Source organism: Streptomyces sp. NPDC044002 (assembly GCF_056434525.1).
The window spans coordinates 13191-29621 of sequence record NZ_JBWKEZ010000005.1 but is presented as its reverse complement, the minus strand read 5'-3'; the positions used below and the strand labels follow the sequence as shown (position 1 = coordinate 29621).

Annotated in this window: 14 protein-coding genes; 7 read left to right on the top strand and 7 right to left on the bottom strand. The window is 74.4% G+C overall.

Going from position 1 to position 16431, the window contains the following annotated elements; genetic code table 11:
• Positions 1 to 92: 92 nt before the first annotated feature.
• The 6 genes from AC07A6_RS05145 to AC07A6_RS05120 all read right to left on the bottom strand — a co-directional run bounded on the left by AC07A6_RS05145 (position 93) and on the right by AC07A6_RS05120 (position 6615).
• Complete coding sequence (locus AC07A6_RS05145) at positions 93 to 1265, bottom strand: acyl-CoA dehydrogenase family protein (protein ID WP_478776138.1); 1173 nt, start codon at positions 1263 to 1265, stop codon at positions 93 to 95.
• Positions 1266 to 1307: 42 nt separating this feature from the next.
• Positions 1308 to 2483, bottom strand: coding sequence for an acyl-CoA dehydrogenase family protein (locus AC07A6_RS05140; RefSeq protein ID WP_478776137.1), 1176 nt, complete (start codon positions 2481 to 2483; stop codon positions 1308 to 1310).
• A gap of 125 nt (positions 2484 to 2608) precedes the next feature.
• On the bottom strand, positions 2609 to 4693 hold the full coding sequence (locus AC07A6_RS05135) for an acetate--CoA ligase family protein (RefSeq protein WP_478776136.1): 2085 nt from the start codon (positions 4691 to 4693) through the stop codon (positions 2609 to 2611).
• 1 nt (position 4694) lies between these two features.
• On the bottom strand, positions 4695 to 4886 hold the full coding sequence (locus AC07A6_RS05130; RefSeq protein WP_478776135.1) for a ferredoxin: 192 nt from the start codon (positions 4884 to 4886) through the stop codon (positions 4695 to 4697).
• A complete protein-coding gene (locus AC07A6_RS05125) occupies positions 4883 to 6205 on the bottom strand; it encodes an NADH-ubiquinone oxidoreductase-F iron-sulfur binding region domain-containing protein (RefSeq protein WP_478776134.1) in 1323 nt (440 codons plus the stop codon). The genes AC07A6_RS05130 and AC07A6_RS05125 overlap by 4 nt, the downstream gene beginning before the upstream one ends.
• Positions 6202 to 6615, bottom strand: a complete 414-nt coding sequence (locus AC07A6_RS05120; protein ID WP_478776133.1) for a hypothetical protein — start codon at positions 6613 to 6615, stop codon at positions 6202 to 6204. The genes AC07A6_RS05125 and AC07A6_RS05120 overlap by 4 nt, the downstream gene beginning before the upstream one ends.
• Positions 6616 to 7086: 471 nt before the next feature.
• Here AC07A6_RS05120 and AC07A6_RS05115 point away from each other — a divergent pair, with 471 nt between their 5' ends.
• From AC07A6_RS05115 to AC07A6_RS05085, 7 genes are all read left to right on the top strand, one after another.
• A complete protein-coding gene (locus AC07A6_RS05115) occupies positions 7087 to 8253 on the top strand; it encodes an aromatic ring-hydroxylating oxygenase subunit alpha (protein WP_478776132.1) in 1167 nt (388 codons plus the stop codon).
• 167 nt (positions 8254 to 8420) lie between these two features.
• Positions 8421 to 9551, top strand: coding sequence for a polyamine ABC transporter substrate-binding protein (locus AC07A6_RS05110; protein ID WP_478776131.1), 1131 nt, complete (start codon positions 8421 to 8423; stop codon positions 9549 to 9551).
• Between the two features lies 1 nt (position 9552).
• Positions 9553 to 10434, top strand: a complete 882-nt coding sequence (locus AC07A6_RS05105; protein WP_478776130.1) for an ABC transporter permease — start codon at positions 9553 to 9555, stop codon at positions 10432 to 10434.
• Positions 10431 to 11270, top strand: a complete 840-nt coding sequence (locus AC07A6_RS05100; protein ID WP_478776129.1) for an ABC transporter permease — start codon at positions 10431 to 10433, stop codon at positions 11268 to 11270. Before AC07A6_RS05105 ends, AC07A6_RS05100 begins: the two co-directional genes overlap by 4 nt.
• 5 nt (positions 11271 to 11275) lie before the next feature.
• Positions 11276 to 12415, top strand: a complete 1140-nt coding sequence (locus tag AC07A6_RS05095) for an ABC transporter ATP-binding protein (protein WP_478776128.1) — start codon at positions 11276 to 11278, stop codon at positions 12413 to 12415.
• 24 nt (positions 12416 to 12439) lie between these two features.
• Positions 12440 to 13771, top strand: coding sequence for a flavin monoamine oxidase family protein (locus AC07A6_RS05090; protein ID WP_478776127.1), 1332 nt, complete (start codon positions 12440 to 12442; stop codon positions 13769 to 13771).
• Positions 13764 to 15188: an aldehyde dehydrogenase family protein gene (locus AC07A6_RS05085; protein WP_478776126.1), complete on the top strand. Its 1425-nt coding sequence runs from the start codon at positions 13764 to 13766 to the stop codon at positions 15186 to 15188. Before AC07A6_RS05090 ends, AC07A6_RS05085 begins: the two co-directional genes overlap by 8 nt.
• Positions 15189 to 15225: 37 nt before the next feature.
• Here the strand turns inward: AC07A6_RS05085 and AC07A6_RS05080 are convergent, their stop codons facing one another.
• Complete coding sequence (locus AC07A6_RS05080) at positions 15226 to 16392, bottom strand: agmatine deiminase family protein (protein ID WP_478776125.1); 1167 nt, start codon at positions 16390 to 16392, stop codon at positions 15226 to 15228.
• Positions 16393 to 16431: the final 39 nt, after the last annotated feature.

Sequence of the window (16431 nt, the reverse complement as noted above, 5' to 3'; positions counted from 1 at the left end):
GGGGGGGGGTGGGGGTTTGTTTTTTTTCTGTTGTGGTTGGGGGGGGGGGGGGCGCCCCCCCCCCCCCCCCCCCCCCCCCCCCCGGCAGGGGGTCAGCCCGCCGACGGCATCCGCAGGACGCCCGTGCCGCGCTTGACGAGCTCGCCCGCGATGATCAGGCGCTGGATCTCGGAGGTGCCCTCCCAGATCCGGTCGACGCGCAGCTCCCGGTAGAGGCGCTCGACCGGGTACGAGCGGTCGTAGCCGCGGCCCCCGAAGATCTGCACGCACCGGTCCACGACCCGGCCCGACGCCTCGCTCGCCGCCAGCTTGGCGATGGCGGCCTTCGCGTGCAGCGTCTTGCGGTCGGCCCCGCCCTGGTCGGCCTCCCAGGCGACCTGGTGGGTGTAGGCGCGGTTGACGGCGATGTCGACGGCGCAGTCGGCGAGCATGCCCTGGACGAGCTGGAAGCCGGCGATGGGGGAGCCGAACTGCCGCCGCTCCACCGCCCAGTCGCGGGCCAGCTCCAGGGCCCGTTCGGCGGCACCGACCGTCCGGGCGGCGATCATCAGGCGTTCCTCCGTGAACCAGGAGCGGGTGATGTCGTAGCCCTGGCCCACCTCGCCGAGCACCGCCCCGTCCGGGACGAAGACCTCGGTGAAGGTGAACTCGGGGTGCTCGTAGACGAAGGTGTGCATCCAGCGCGGCACCCGCGTCATCTCGACGCCCGTCGTGTCCTTGTCGACCAGGAACAGGGTGGGCGCGCGCTCCTCCCCGGCCGCGGCCAGCACGATCATGAAGTCGGCGTGGTCGCCGACGGTCACGAACCACTTCTCGCCGTTCAGCACCCAGCCGCCGGCGGCCCGCGTCGCTGTCGTCCGCAGGTTCTGCGGATCGGAGCCCGCCTCGGGCTCCGACACCGCGTAGCAGTCCCGGCGCTGCCCCCGGATCACGGGGACGAGGTAGCGCTCGCGCTGCTCGGGGGTGCAGTGGGACAGGGCGTTGGCCGGCCGCCACACCATGTCCCACAGAGCCCCGGTCAGCCGTCCGAGCTCGGCCTGGACCGTGACCTGCTCCAGCACGGTGAGGCCCGCGCCGCCCCACTCGGCCGGCATGTTGACGGCCTGGAGCCCGCTGTCGAGGACCGCGTCGCGGATCTCGGCGTGGGCCTGCGGCGGCAGCCCGTTGTTCTCCTCGCAGTCGGTCTCGTACTTCATGATGAACTCGGTGAGCGCGCGTGCCGCGCCGCGGAGCTCTTCCTGGCGGGGGGTGAGGCGGAAGTCCATGTCTGTCCTTCGGGTTCGGGGAGGGGCGTGCCGTGGTCTTCGTCAGGAGGAGGCGGGGAGGGCGAGGGCCCGGGTGCCGCGCTTGACCAGCTCGTTGGCGACGATCAGGCGCTGGATCTCGGAGGTGCCCTCCCAGATCCGGTCGACGCGCAGCTCCCGGTACATCCGCTCGACGGGGTAGGTGCGGTCGTAGCCGCGGCCGCCGAAGATCTGCACGCACCGGTCGATCACCCGGCCCGCGGCCTCGCTCGCGGCGAGCTTCGCCGTGGACGCCTTCGCGTGCAGCGTCTTGCGGTCGGTCTCCGGCCGGTCGGCCTCCCAGGCGACCTGGTGGGTGTAGGCGCGGTTGACGGCGATGTCGACGGCGCAGTCGGCGAGCATGCCCTGGACGAGCTGGAAGTCGGCGATGGGGGAGCCGAACTGCCGCCGCTCCACCGCCCAGTCGCGGGCCAGTTCCAGGGCCCGTTCGGCGGCGCCGACCGTCCGGGCGGCGATCATCAGCCGCTCGTCGGTGAACCACTCCTTCGTCAGCTCGTAGCCGTTGCCGACGCCCCCGAGCACGTCCTCGTCCGGGACGAAGACGTCGGTGAAGGTGAACTCAGGGTGCCCGTTCACCGCGGAGTGCATGAACCGGGGGACCCGCGTCATCTCGACTCCGGGCGCCTGCTTGTCGACGAAGAACAGCGTCGGTGCCCGCTCCGGCCCGGCGTCGGCCTGCACCAGCAGGAAGTCCGCGATGTCACCGCAGGTCACGAACCACTTCTCGCCGTTCAGCAGCCAGCCGCCGGCGGTACGGACGGCCGTGCTCGTGCCCGAGCCGGGATCGGAGCCCGCACCGGGCTCGGTCACCGCGAAGGCGTCGAACCGCTCGCCCCGGATGACCGGCAGCAGGTACTTCTCCCGCTGCGCCTGCGTGCCGTACGCCAGCACGTTCGCGGGCCGCCAGGGGATATCCCACAGGCAGTTGGTGGCCTTGCCGAACTCCTCCTCCACGATGACCTGGTCCAGCAGGGACAGGCCGGCGCCGCCCCATTCGGCCGGCATGTTGATCGCGTAGACCCCGGCGTCGATCGCGGCGCGGGTCAGTTCCCGGACCGTGGCCGCGGGCAGCGGGCCGCCCGCCTCCTCGGCCTGGTCCTCGTACCTCATCAGGAGCTTGGCGTAGGCGGCGGCACGCGCCTTCAGGCCGGTCTGCTCGGGGGTGTAGCGGAAGTCCATGGTCCTCTTGCTCTCCTTCGGGTGACGGGGAAGCGGGTGCCGGTCTCGCCGGGTCTCGCTGGGCCTCGGCGGGGCTCGGCGGGTCTCGCTGTGCCTTGCCGGGCCTTGCCGGGTCTCGGCGGGCCTCAGCCCAGGACGGCCCGGGCGTCCAGGGCCAGGGCGCCGTGCGGGCTCACCAGCAGCGGGTTGACCTCCAGTTCGGCGATCTCCGGATGGGCGGCGGCGACCTCGGTGATCCGCTCGACCACGGCGGCCGCGGCGGCCACGTCCACCGCCGGCCGGCCGCGCACGCCGTCCAGCAGGGCGCCGGCCCGCAGGCCCCGCAGGAGCCGCTCGGCCCGGGCGGCCGGTACGGGTGCCAGCGCGAACGCCACGTCGCGCAGGGTCTCGGTGAGCACGCCGCCCAGCCCGACCATTGCCACCGGCCCGAACCGCGGATCCCGGTGCACCCCGACGATCAGCTCGACGCCGTCGGCGAGGTCGGCCATCGCCTCCACCGAGTGGGCGGCGGCACCGAGCCGGGCGCGCATCGCGCGGTACGCGGCCAGCAGCGCGGCCCGGTCGGGCAGGGCGAGGGCCACGCCGCCCGCGTCGGACTTGTGCAGCAGGTGCAGCGCCTTGAGCACGTACGGGCCCTCGAACTCCCCTGCCGCGGCCAGCAGTCCGGCCTCGTCGAGGACCTCGCGGGCGGCCGGGAACGGCACCCCCGCGGCGGCCAGCAGCGCCCGCACCCCGTGGTAGCCGGGGTCGCCCAGCGGGACGGCCGGGGCGGGCAGCGGCGCGACCCCGGGGACGGGCCCGGCCGCCCGCCCGGTGACCGCCGCGAGCGCACGGGCCGCGTCCTCGGTGGCGGAGAACACCGGAACCCCGGCCTCGGCCAGCACCCGGCAGCTCGGCGAGTGCGGGTACATCGACTGCACCACGAACGGCTTCGGGGCCGCCGCGAGGTGCGCGACGATCTCCTTGGCGGCCCGGGTCTCGCCCTCGGCCAGGACGGAACCCCCGGCAGGCCCGCCGCCGAGGCCGCCCTCGGAGGCCGCGTAGCCGCCGAAGTACCCGGTCATCAGCACGGCGTCGACCTCCTCGGCGGCCAGGAGCTCCCCGGCGGCGTCGGCGTACGACATCGGCCGCTGCTCGCCCGTCCCGGCGAGGTCCACCGGGTTGCCGGTGGAGGACTGTTCCCACAGCACGCTCCGCAGCCGGTCCTGGGTGGCCGCGCCGAGCTCCGGTACGCCGAGCCCGGCGTCCTCGGCCGCGTCGGCGGCGACCGCGCCGTGGCCGCCGCCGTCGGTGAAGACCGCGGTCCGCCGGCCCGGCGTACGGGCGCCCGAGCCCAGGGCCGCCAGGACGACGGTCATCTCCCGCGGCGTGCGCACGAGTTCGATCCCGGCGTCGCGGCAGGCGGCCGCGACCACGTCGGCCGAGGTGGTCAGCGCCCCGGTGTGCGAGCGGGCGCTGCGCGCGGATGCGGTGCCCCGGCCGGCGGTGAGCAGCACCACCGGCTTGCCCGCCGCGGCGGCGGCCGCCGCGAAGGCCCGGCCGTCGCCGAAGTCCTCGGCGTACACGGCGATGGCCGTCGTGGCCTCGTGGCGGGCGCAGTCCGTGACGAGGTCGACGAGGGTGACGTCGGCCTGGTTGCCGAGGGAGACGAACCGGGAGAAGCCCAGGCCGTGGGGTTCGCCGCGGAGCTGGAGTTCCAGGGCGAGGTTGCCGCTCTGGCTGAGCAGGGCGACGCCGCCGGGGGCGAAGCGGTCCGAGGCGAGGTACAGCTCGGTGGTGTTGTCGGCGATGCCCAGGCAGTTGGGCCCGACGAGGACCGCCCCGGCGGCCCGTACGCGGTCGGCGACCGCCCGCTGCCGGGCCAGGCCCGCCGGTCCCGCCTCGGCGAAGCCCGCGGTGATGGCGACGATCGCCTTCGCACCGCAGGACAGGGCCTCGTCGACGGCGGCCTCGAAGCCGGCGCCGGGCACGGAGACCACCACCAGTTCGACGGGTTCGCCGATCCCGGTGAGGGAGGTCGCGGCGGGGCGGCCGAGGACCGTGCCGCCGTGCCGGTTGACCAGGTGCACGGGCCGCCGGCCGGGGGCGCGCAGGGCCTGGGCGGCCAGGGCGTGGCCGTACTTGGCGGGGTCGTCGCTGGCGCCGACGACGGCGACGGAGCGGGGGTCGAAGAGGGCGGTCAGGTCGCGGGCCGTGTCGTTCCCCGCCATGTCAGCCCTCCACGCGGAGCGCGGAGTTGGGGCAGCTCTCGGCGCAGGCCCGGGCGGCCCGTTCGGCGCCGGCCGGGACGTCGACGGCGATGATCCGCGCGTAGCCCCATTCGTCGAGTTCGACCAGTTCGGGTGCGGGTTCCTGGCACAGTCCGTACCCCTGGCAGCGGGTGGAGTCCAGCAGGAGTTTCACGGCGTTCCTTTCAGCACGGGCAGCGGGATGTCGGTGGGGGCGGCGGGCACCCGCGTCCGGACGGCGGGAGGGGCGGCGGCCTCCGGCACCGCCACGGTGAGGCGGCGGCCGTCCGGGGGCGCGGTGTCCGCGCAGCCGGGGCAGGGGGCGGTGAGATGGGCGCGGACCAGGCCGGGGAAGGCGCGGAGCAGGCTGCCCGCGATGCCGGCGGCGGCGTCGAGCAGCCCGCAGGCCCCGCGTCCGGGCAGGCCGCGCGCCCAGCGGTGCAGGCTCTCCGCGGTGTCCGGGCCCGCGGTGCCGGCGGCGAGGGCGCTCAGGGCGCCCGCGACCGCCGCGGTGCCGGTGACGCAGACCCCGCACTGCCGCGCGCTCTCGGCCGCGAGGTGGGCGGCCGCGTCCGCGGCGGCGGCGACGGGGCACTCCCGGGGGCCGAGGAAGCGGACGGCTCCGCAGCCCAGGGCGGTGCCCGCGGCGGCGAGGGCGTCCGGTTCGAGGGGGAGGTCCAGGGCGCCGGCGCCGACGAGGCCGCCGAACAGTCCGCCCATCAGGGCTCCGGCCGCGTCCGGGGCGCCGTACCGGCGGGCCAGTGCGCGCAGGGGGGTGCCGTACGGGACCTCGGTGAGTACGGGCGGGGCGCCCGCACCGGAGAGGGTGACCAGGGTGCCGCGGGCGATGGCGTCGCGCAGGCGGGGCCGGGCGGCGGTGAGCGCGATCCGGGCGAGCGTCTCGACGTTGGAGACCAGGGTGGGCGCCCCGCCCACGCCGCGTTCGTACGGGCGGGGCGGTTTGGCGGTGGGCAGCGCCGGCCCGCCGTCGATCCTGCGGACCACCGCCGTCTCCTCGCCGGCGACGTACGCGTGGCCGGTCTCGACCACCTCGACCGGCAGCGGCGGCGGGTGTTCGGCGAGGGCCGCGCGTACGCTCGCGCCCGCCACCGGGTCCGAGAGGTACACGTAGCCGCGTACGGCGCCGGTGACGGCGGCGGCCCGGGCGAGGCCGTCGAGCACCAGGTGCGGCCGGGTCCGCAGCAGCCAGCGGTCCTTGGCGGAACCGGGCTCCCCCTCCTCGCCGTTGGCCACGACGACGGGGGCGCCGCCCCGGTCGCGCACGGAGCGCAGCTTGAAGGCGGCGGGGAAGGCGGCCCCGCCGCGGCCGCGGAGCCCGGAGGCGGTGAGGTGGGCGAGGAGTTCCTCCGGGCCCGTGGCGGTGCCGTAGCCGCCGCCGTCGCGGTAGGCGCGGGCGTCCTCGGTGCGGTGCGGGGCCGTCCCGAGGACGGTGCCGGGCGGCGGCAGCGCCGTCGGGAGTCGGATCGCGGTCATCGGACGGCTCCTTCCGTGGGGTGGGTGCGCAGGGCCCGTACGGCGCCCTCCAGGGCGGTGCGGTCCCGTGCGGTGCGGCCGTATCCCGGTCCCGGGAGGCCGATGAGCATGCGGTGGTGGTCGAGGACGACCTCGCCTGCGAGCAGCGCGGCGGCGGGGTCGCCCGCCCGGGAGCCGGCGGCCACCGAGGTCACCAGCTCGGTGACCTCGGCGAGGTAGCGCAGCCAGCCCTGCCGGGTGCCGTGCAGCACCAGGCGTTCGACGCGGCGCCGCTCGGCGTCCGCCAGGTCCTGCGGGTGCGCCGGGGGAGCGCCGGGCGGGGAGGCGCGCAGGGCGGCGACCGCCGTGGGGAGTTCTCGCTCCGGTTCGGGGGTGAGCCCGAGCCAGTCCAGACGCCGACGACCGCTCATGCGTGCCTCCGGTAGGTGGGGTGCCGTCGGCCGCCCGGCGCCGGGTGCGAGCCGTGGCGCGGGGGAGTGCGACGGGTCGCCGTGGGGACGCCGGGCCGGCGTGCGGCGGGATCGGGATCGCGGGGGTGGGCCCGGGCTGGTCCGGGCGGGCCGCGCGGTGGCCTTCCGCACCCCCGGTGACCAGGGCGAATGCGGAACAAAGGGCGCGAGGCGACAGGAAAGCACGTTTGCTGACCGATCGGTCAGGCAAGAATCACGCTAGCTGACCGATCGGTCAGTGAACAAGTCTTGACCCGGCGGAAACGAGCCAGCAATCTGACTGTCCAATCGGTCAGCCCGGCCCCGGCTCCCCGCCCCGGCAGCCTGTCCGCAACCGGCTCGCCCCGCTCGCAACCGGCTCGCCCCGCCCGCAACGCCCCGCCATCGCACGCCGACACCCATCGCCGCACCGCCGGCACGGAGGAGTCACCGATGCACTCCAGAGCCCCCGACACCCGCGCCCCGCACGCCCCGCCCGCCGACGGCATCCCCGGCCCCGCGCTCCCGGCGCGCTACTACACCGACCCCGCGACCGCCGCCGCCGAGACGCGCCGCGTCTTCGCGCGGTCCTGGCAGCTCGTCTGCCACGAGTCCGACCTGCCCGGCCCCGGAGCCCGCCTCGCGGCCACCGTCGCCGACCGCGAGGTCATCGTCGTCCGCACCGAGGACGGCGGCCTCGCCGCCCACCTCAACGTCTGCCGGCACCGCGGCACCCGCCTCGTCACCGCACCCGAACCGGACGGCAAGGCCATCCGCTGCCCGTACCACGGCTGGACGTACCGCCTCGACGGGAGCCTCGTCGGCGCCCCCGAGGCCCGCCAGATCCCCTGCCTGGACAAGCCGGCGCTCGGCCTGATCCCGGCCGCCGCCGAATCCTTCCTCGGCTTCGTCTTCGTCAACCTCGACGTCGACGCCGAACCGCTCGCCAAGAGCTGCGCCGGCCTCGCCGAGGCGGTCGGCCACTACGCCGGAGCCGACCTCGTCCCGGTCGGCCGCGCCCGCATCCACGACCTGGCCGGAGCCGAGGTCCAGCAGGCCAACTGGAAGGTCGCGGTCGACAACTACCTGGAGGGCTACCACGTCCCCGTGGCCCACCCCGGCCTGATGCGGCTGCTCGACTACCAGGGCTACACCTGCGAGATCCGGGAGAACTACGCCCTCTTCGCCTCCCCGCTGCGCGACAAGCCCTCCTCCAACTGGGCCGAACGCCTCTACCAGCGCATCGCCGCCCCCATGCCCGGCCTCGCCGAGGCCGACCGCCGGACCTGGCGCTACGCGGTCGTCTACCCCAACACCCTCATCGACTTCTACCCCGACCACGTGCTCGCCTGGACGGCGATCCCCACGGCCGTCGACCGCGTCGCCGTCCCCGGCGCCTTCTACACCCGCCGCGGCACCGGCCTGCGCACCCGCCTCGCCCGCCGCCTCAACATCCACATCGGGTGGATCACCAACGACGAGGACGCCGAACTCGTCGCCCGCGTGCAGAAGGGGCTCTCCACCCCCGGGTTCGAACCCGGACCGCTCTCGCGCCGCGAATCGGCGGTCGCCTGGTTCGCCGGCCGCATCCGGGCCGACCTCGACGGCCCCGGCCGGTAGCCGGCCCCGGCCGGCAGCCCGCACCCGTACCGGCACGCGGAGCCCGCCCCGGCCCGGCCCCGCCGCCGCCCTGCGGCACCCCCGCACCCGGCGCGTACCGCAGACCGAGCCCCCCACGGCCATCGCTCGTTCCCGCCGTCCCCCCGCGGCCCTACGGAGAGGACCCCATGTCCCCCGAGGCACTCCCCACGTCCAGACGCTCGTTCCTCCGCGCCGGCACAGCCGCCGCCCTCGCCCTCGCCGCCTCCGGCTGCGGCTTCTCCTCCGGCGACGACCCCGCCGGCCAGGAGGCCGCCCAGGCCCCCATCGACGTCAAGGTCGACGGCGACCTCGTCTACTTCAACTGGGCGGACTTCGTCGACCCCACCGTCTTCGAGGGCTTCCAGAAGGAGTACGGCGTCAAGGTCGTCCAGTCGAACTACGACTCCATGGAAGGCATGGCGGCCAAACTCAACGCCGGCAACCGCTACGACATCGTCTTCCCCACCGCGAAATGGGCCCAGCGGCTCGCCGCCGGCGGCCGGCTGCGCACCATCGACCACTCCCGGCTCCGGGGCGCCGACGCCGTCTTCGGCGGCTACGGCTACTTCAGCGACCCCTGGTACGACCCCAAGTCCGCGCACACCGTCCCCTTCACCATGTACAAGACGGGCATCGGCTGGCGCAGGGACCGGCTCGGCAACCTCACCGGCTCCTGGGACGACCTGTGGAACGCCGGCGCCAAGGGCAAGGTCTTCGTCCTCGACGACCGCGACGAGGTCCTCGGCCTCGGCGCGCTCAAGCTCGGCCTGCCCCTCACCACCGGCGACCGCGACCAGCTCGCCCGCGTCACCGACACCCTCCGCTCGCTCCGCCCCCACCTGCGCGGCTTCTCCAGCGACAGCTACAACAACCTGCTCAACGGCAACGCCGACATGACCCAGGCGTGGAGCGGCGACATGGCCGCCATGCTCTCCCAGGCCGAGGACCCCGCGGTCTTCGGCTTCGAAGTCGCCCGCGAGGGCGCCCCCGTCAACTCCGACTGCTACGCGATCCCCGCCAACGCCCCGCACCCCGGCACCGCGATGCTCTTCATCGACTACATGCTCCGCCCCGAGAACGTGAAGAAGAACATCGAGTACATCGGCTACCCGATGCCGGTCCGCGGCACCGAGGACACCTACGCGGCCCTCGTCGAGCCCTTCCCGCAGTGCGTGGTCACCACCGACGACCTCAAGGCCGACCTCTTCTTCCGCAACGGCGACCCGCGCGGCGAACAGGCCCGCGACGCCGCCTGGACCGAGGTGAAGGCCGGCTGACATGGCACGAAGCAACCGCTCCGGGCCCACCCGGACCACGCCGCGCCTGTGGACCTGGCTGCTGCTCCCGGGCACCCTCTGGATGACCGGCTTCCTCCTCGCCTCCCTCCTCCTCGTGGCCACCCTCGCGCTCGGCACCACCGACCCGCTCGGCAACCCGCGCTTCGGACTCAACCCCGGCAACCTGACCGCCCTCGCCGACCCCGCGTACCGCACCGTCCTGCTGCGCTCCCTCGGCTACGCGCTGGTCACCTGCCTCGTCTGCCTCGCCGTGGCCTACCCGGTCGCGTACACCATCGCCCTGCACGGAGGCCGCTTCAAGAACCTGCTGATCGCCGCGATCGTCGTACCGTTCTTCGCCAACTACCTGGTACGCATGTACGGCTGGTCCGTCGTGCTCTCCGACGACGGGCCCCTCCTGAAGGCCCTGCGCGCCGCCGGACTCGCCGACGGCGGCACGAGGATCCTGCAGACCGGCGCCGGAGTCGTCGCCGGACTCGTCTACGGATTCGTCGTCTTCATGATCATCCCGCTGTACGCGGCGATGGAGCGCATGGACACCTCGCTCATCGAGGCCGGCCGCGACCTCTACGGCGGCCCCCTGCGGACCTTCCTCTTCGTCACCGTCCCCGCCACCCGCCAGGGCGCGGCCGCCGGATGCGTCCTCGTCTTCCTGCCCGCCATGGGCGACTTCGTCAGCGCCCAGCTCATGGGAGGCCCCGACCAGCTCATGATCGGCAACCTGATCCAGGACAAGTTCTTCCAGGGCCAGAACTGGCCCCTCGGATCGGCCCTCACCATGCTCCTGATGGCGGTCCTGTTCCTCGGCATGCTCGGCTACCTGCGGCGCGCCCGCAAGGACGAGGCGGAGGCCGCCCGATGAACACCGCCGCACCCCGCCGCCGTCGCGGCGCCGAACGCCGGCCCCGCTTCGCCATCGCCGTCACCGCCGTCTTCTTCGCCCTCCTCTACCTCCCCGTCGCCGTCGTCGTCCTGTTCTCCTTCAACGCGCAGAAGTCCCTCACCGTCTTCCACGGCGCCAGCCTGCGCTGGTACGCGGCCCTCGCCCACGACCACGTCCTGCTCGACTCCCTCGGCATGAGCCTCAAGGTGTCCCTCGTCGCCATGGCCGGCTCGCTCGTCCTCGGCGTGGCCCTGGCCCTGGGCCTCGTACGCAGCCGGGGCAGGCTCGGCTCCCTCGCCGGCCTGGTCATGCTCGTCCCGCTGATCACCCCGGAGATCGTCACCGGCGTCGCGGCGATGCTGCTCTTCAAGGGCCTCGGCATCACCCTGTCCACCACCACCGTGATGCTCGCCGAGATCACCTTCTCCATCTCCTACGTGACGGTCATCCTCCGCTCCCGCGTCGCGGCCCTCAACCCCGAGGTGGAGGAGGCCGCCATGGACCTCGGCGCCACCCGCGGCCAGGCCCTGCGCCTGGTCACCCTGCCCGCGCTGCTGCCCAGCGTCCTCGCCTCCGCGGTGCTGGTCTTCGCCCTCGTCTTCGACGACTTCGTCCTCGCCTACTTCACCACCGGCGTCGACCCGCAGCCGCTGTCCGTCCGCATCTACTCGGCGATCCGCTTCGGCGTCCAGCCCACCATCAACGCCGTCGGCACCCTGATGCTGGCCGGCTCCATCGGCCTGATCGTCCTCGCCCTCGCCATCCCGCGCCTCTTCGGGCGCCGCGGCGGCCTCGACCTGCTCTCCGGGAAGTGATCCGCATGCCCCCGACCGACACGCCCCCCGCATCCGTCCCGCCCGCATCCGTGCCGCCCACCCCCGTGCACCCGGTCCCCGCCGTCCGGCTCGACCGGGTCAGCAAGCGGTACGCCGCCGGCCACGACACCTACGCCGTCCGCGAGGTCGAACTCGACATCGCCCAGGGCGAGTTCTTCTCCCTCCTCGGCCCCTCCGGCTGCGGCAAGACCACCCTGCTGCGGATGATCGGCGGCTTCACCGACCCCACCGGCGGCAGCGTCCTGCTCGACGGCCAGGACGTCACCGCCCTCCCGCCCGACCGGCGCAACGTCAACACCGTCTTCCAGAGCTACGCCCTCTTCGACCACCTCAGCCTCGCCGACAACGTGGCCTTCGGCCTCAAGCGCAAGGGCGTCCCCCGCGCCGAGATACGCACCCGCGTCGCCGACATGCTCGACCTCGTCCAGCTCGCCCACCTGGCGGGCCGCAAGCCCGCCACCCTCTCCGGCGGCCAGAAACAGCGCGTCGCCCTCGCCCGGGCCCTCGTCAACCGCCCCCAGGTGCTGCTGCTCGACGAGCCGCTGGCCGCCCTCGACCTGAAGCTCCGCCGCCACATGCAGGTCGAGCTCAAGCAGATCCAGCGCGAGATCGGCATCACCTTCGTCTTCGTCACCCACGACCAGGACGAGGCCCTGACCATGTCGGACCGGCTCGCCGTCATGAACGAGGGCAGCGTCGAACAGTGCGGCACCCCCGAGGACGTCTACGAACGCCCCGCCACCACCTTCACCGCCTCCTTCATGGGCACCTCCAACCTCGTCCCCGGCACCTACCGCGATGGCCGCGTCACCCTCGACGACGGGCCCGAACTGCCCGTCGGCCACCGTGCGTCGGTCCCCGACGGCAGCCGGGTCAGCCTGTCGATCCGCCCCGAGAAGATCTGGCTGTCCGACCTGGAACCCGGCATGGCCCGCGCCACCGGCACCGTCCGCGACACCGTCTACAGCGGCCCGACCACCACCTACCTCATCGAACTGGCCCCCGGGGTCACCGTCTCCGTCCTGGAGCAGAACACCGTCCGCTCCCGCAGGGAGGACCGCTGGAGCGGCGGTGAACGCGTCGAGATCGGCTGGAAGCCCGAACACTGCCTCGTCCTGGACTGAACGCCCCGACCGGAGGACCACCCCATGAACCACGACGTCATCGTGCTCGGCGCAGGCCTCGCCGGCCTCGCCGCCGCACGCGACCTCGCCGCCGGCGGAGCCGACGTCCTCGTCGTCGAGGCCCGCGACCGGGTCGGCGGACGCGTCGAACAGACCACGCTCCCCGACGGCCGCCTCGTCCAGCTCGGCGGAGAGGTCGTCGGCCGCGCCCACACCGCGTACACCGCCCTCGTCGCGGAACTCGGCCTCACCCTCACCCCCAGCTACGTCGCCGAACCCGGAGCCCTCACCCGCGCCACCCCCGAAGGGGTCTCGGCGGGCGGACCGCCCCACTGGTTCGGCCCCGGCGACGACGCCCGCCACCACAAGACCACCGCCGCCTTCCGCGCCCTCGCCGCCACCGTCGACCCCGACGACCCCTGGGCCCACCCCGACGCCACCGCCCTCGACAGGCTGTCCGTCGGCGACTGGCTGCGCGCCCAGGGAGCCGGCCCGGCCGTCGTCCGGCTCTGGGAGATCGGACAGCTCGCCCTCGCCGACGGCTCCTGCGAACGCACCTCGCTCCTCGCCGCCCTGCGCAAGCACGCCGCCGTACCGGTACCCGACGGGGCCGGCCCCGACGCCTACGACTACGAGGCCTGGGAGGGACTGAAGGTCGCCGAGGGCTCCGCCACCGTCGCCCTGCGCATGGCCGCCGACCTCGGCGGATGCGTCCGCACCGGCTCACCCGTCACGGCCGTCACCGTACGCCGCCCCGGCCGCAGCACCGTACGGCTGGCCGGCGGCGAGACCCTCACCGCCGGAGCAGTCGTCAGCGCCCTGCCCGTCGGCCCGCTCCGCGACGTGGACATCACCGGGGTCCGCGACGAGCGGCTCGCCTCCCTGCACCGCCAACGCCAGGCGCTCGCCGCGAAGTTCACCGCAGCCTACGAGCGGCCGTTCTGGCGCGGCCGCGGCCGCAGCGGGCTCTCCGAATGCGAAGGGGTCCTCGGCAGCACCTGGCCGCAGGGCGAAGGCATCCTCTCCGCCCTCGTCCCGCCCGAGCGGCTCGGCGTACTCCTCGGCATCCCCGCCCCGCTGCGCGCCCCCGAACTCCTCACCGAGATCGCCCGCCTCTACGGCGACCCCGCCCACCACCCCCTCGCCACCCACCTCCGCCTCTGGGGCACCGACCCCTGGACCCAGGGCTACGTCACCCAGTGGACGCCCGGCGACGTCACCGCCGTCGGCCCCCGCCACGGCACCCACGAACCGCCCTTCTACGTCTGCGGATCCGACCAGTGGGCGGCCGGCTACATGGAGGGCGCCGTACGCACCGGACGCGCCGCCGCCGAGGAGGCCCTGCGCCGTGGCTGACACCCCCGTCCACGTGGCTGACACCCCCGTCCACAACCACATCGCCGGCACCGACCGGCCCGCCGCTTCCGGCGCGACCACGGAACTGACCGACCCCGCCACCGGCCGCGTCCACGGCCGCGCCCCCCGCTCCGGCCCGGCCGACGTCGACGCCGCCTGCGCGGCGGCCGCGGCGGCGTACGCCCACTGGTCCACGACCACCCCCGCCGTACGCCAGCGGGCCCTGCTGGGCATCGCCGGCGCCATCGAGGAGCACGCCGAGGCCTTCACCGCCGCCGAGACCGGCGACACCGGCAAACCCCGCCACCAGTTCAGGACCGGGGAACTGCCCGCGATCACCGACACCCTGCGCTTCTTCGCCGGAGCCGCGCGCAACCTCCCGGGACCTGCCGCCGCCGAGTACACCGAGGGCCGCACCTCACTGCTGCGCCGCGAACCCGTCGGGGTGTGCGCCCAGATCACCCCGTGGAACTACCCCCTGATGATGGCGGTGTGGAAGCTCGCCCCGGCCATCGCCGCGGGCAACACCACCGTCCTGAAGCCCGCCGACACCACCCCCTCCTCGACCGCCCTGCTCGCCCGCGTCGCGGCCGGACACCTGCCCCCGGGCGTCCTCAACGTGGTCTGCGGCGACCGCGACACCGGCCGCTCGCTCACCGCCCACCCCGACGTCGCCCTCGTCGCGGTCACCGGGAGCGTCCGGGCGGGCCGCCAGGTCGCCGCCGCGGCGGCCGCCGGGCTCAAACGCGTCCACCTGGAACTCGGCGGCAACGCCCCGGTCATCGTCCACGAGGACGCCGACCCGGAGGCGACCGCCGCGGCCCTCGCCCCCGTCGCCTGGTACAACGCCGGCCAGGACTGCACCGCGCCCACCCGCTTCCTCGTCCACCGCCGCGTCCACGACGCCTTCCTGGCGGCCCTCGCGGCACACGCGGCGAAGCTGCGGCCCGGCACCGACTACGGCCCCCTCAACAACCCCGCCCAGCTGGCCGCGGTCCGGGGCTTCCTGGAGCGGCTGCCGGAGCACGCCGCGATCGTGACCGGCGGCGCCCGCCTTCCCGGCCCGGGCTTCTTCCACGAGCCCACCGTCGTCGCGAACGTCCGGCAGGACGACGAGATCGTCCAGGAGGAGGTCTTCGGCCCCGTCGTGACCGTGCAGTCCTTCACGGACGAGGAGGAGGCGCTGCGCCTGGCCGACGGCGTCCGCCACGGCCTCGCCGCGAGCGTGTGGACGGCCGCCCACGACCGGGCCATGCGCGCGACCCGCTCCCTGCGCACCGGCATCGTCTGGGTGAACACCCACGGCACCACGGTCTCCGAGATGCCGCACGGAGGCACCGGCCAGTCGGGCTACGGCAGCGACCTCTCGATGGCGGGCCTCCTGGACTACACCCGGGTCAAGCACGTGATGCTCTGACCCGGGACCCCGGGGGAGACCCGCCGGAGGGGGAGCGTCAGGCGGCGGGCTTGCCCGGCTGGTCGTGGGTCGAGCAGTGGATGCCGCCGCCGCCCGAGGCGATCGTGTCGATGGAGACCGGGACGACGTCCCGCTTGGGGAAGTGCTCCTGGAGGATGCCGCGGGCGCGGTCGTCCGCCGCACGGTCGCCGAACTTGGGCATGAACACCGCGTCGTTGGCGATGTAGAAGTTGGCGTAGGTGGAGACGAAGTCGTCGCCGTGTCCCGTGATCCGGTTCAGGTCGGGCTGCGGGAGGTCGATGATCTCGAAGCGCCGGCCCCGGGCGTCCGTGGCCCTCGACAGGACGGACTTCGCCTGGTCCGCCGAGCGGGACCAGGAGTCCGGCGGGGTGCCGGGGTGCGCGCGGTCCAGCAGGACGACACCGGGCTCGGTGAACCGTACGAGGCTGTCGACGTGGGCGTCGGTGATGTCCTCGCCGCGCACGCCGGCCAGCCAGATGACCTTCTCCACGCCGAGGGTCTGCTTCAGCTCGGCCTCGATGGTGTCGCGCGACTTGCCCCGGTTGCGGTTGTCGTTGACGATCGAGCTCTCGGTGATCAGCAGCGTGCCCTCGCCGTCGGGCTCGAAGGAGCCGCCCTCGGCGACCAGCGGTGCCTGCACCCGCGGGATCTTGTACTTCTGCAGCAGCGCCCGCCCCACCTGGGCGTCGTTGGGGTGCTTCTGCTTGTTCCCCCAGCCGTTGAAGTTGAAGTCGACACCGACGACCTTGCCGCCCTCCTCGACGAAGACGGGGACCGTGTCCCGGGCCCAGAGGTCGTCGACGGCCAGCGGGATGACCTCGACCTGGGAGCCGACGGCCTTCTGCGCGGCCGACACCTGCTCCGGGCGGGCCATCATGACCACGGCCTCGTACTCGCCGATCGCGCGGGCGATGCGGGCGATGTCCTCGCGGACGTAGCGCAGGTCCTCCTCCCACACCCCGGCGGCCAGGGCCGGCCAGGACATGAAGGTGCGGGTGTGGCTCTCCCACTCGGCGCCGAGCCGGCGCTTGCCGGCACCGGAGGCGGACTGGGCCGAGCCGGCGGGTTCGCCGGACCGCAGGGCGGTCTCGGCCGGTCCGCAGGCGGCGGCGCCGAAGACGAGGGCACCGAGCCCGGAGAGGGTGCGCAGGACGGTCCGGCGAGTGGGGGGCGGGTTCGTCACGGGAGACTCCGATCGTTTACCGGCGGGACAGGTTCCTCC

Bases quoted from the DNA above. Each gene is read 5' to 3' on its own strand.
- AC07A6_RS05115 (WP_478776132.1), top strand. From the start codon at position 7,087: ATGCACTCCAGAGCCCCCGACACCCGCGCCCCGCACGCCCCGCCCGCC.
- AC07A6_RS05095 (WP_478776128.1), top strand. From the start codon at position 11,276: ATGCCCCCGACCGACACGCCCCCCGCATCCGTCCCGCCCGCATCCGTG.
- AC07A6_RS05125 (WP_478776134.1), bottom strand. From the start codon at position 6,205: ATGACCGCGATCCGACTCCCGACGGCGCTGCCGCCGCCCGGCACCGTC.
- AC07A6_RS05135 (WP_478776136.1), bottom strand. From the start codon at position 4,693: ATGGCGGGGAACGACACGGCCCGCGACCTGACCGCCCTCTTCGACCCC.
- AC07A6_RS05140 (WP_478776137.1), bottom strand. From the start codon at position 2,483: ATGGACTTCCGCTACACCCCCGAGCAGACCGGCCTGAAGGCGCGTGCC.
- AC07A6_RS05120 (WP_478776133.1), bottom strand. From the start codon at position 6,615: ATGAGCGGTCGTCGGCGTCTGGACTGGCTCGGGCTCACCCCCGAACCG.
- AC07A6_RS05110 (WP_478776131.1), top strand. From the start codon at position 8,421: ATGTCCCCCGAGGCACTCCCCACGTCCAGACGCTCGTTCCTCCGCGCC.
- AC07A6_RS05105 (WP_478776130.1), top strand. From the start codon at position 9,553: ATGGCACGAAGCAACCGCTCCGGGCCCACCCGGACCACGCCGCGCCTG.
- AC07A6_RS05090 (WP_478776127.1), top strand. From the start codon at position 12,440: ATGAACCACGACGTCATCGTGCTCGGCGCAGGCCTCGCCGGCCTCGCC.
- AC07A6_RS05100 (WP_478776129.1), top strand. From the start codon at position 10,431: ATGAACACCGCCGCACCCCGCCGCCGTCGCGGCGCCGAACGCCGGCCC.
- AC07A6_RS05145 (WP_478776138.1), bottom strand. From the start codon at position 1,265: ATGGACTTCCGCCTCACCCCCCGCCAGGAAGAGCTCCGCGGCGCGGCA.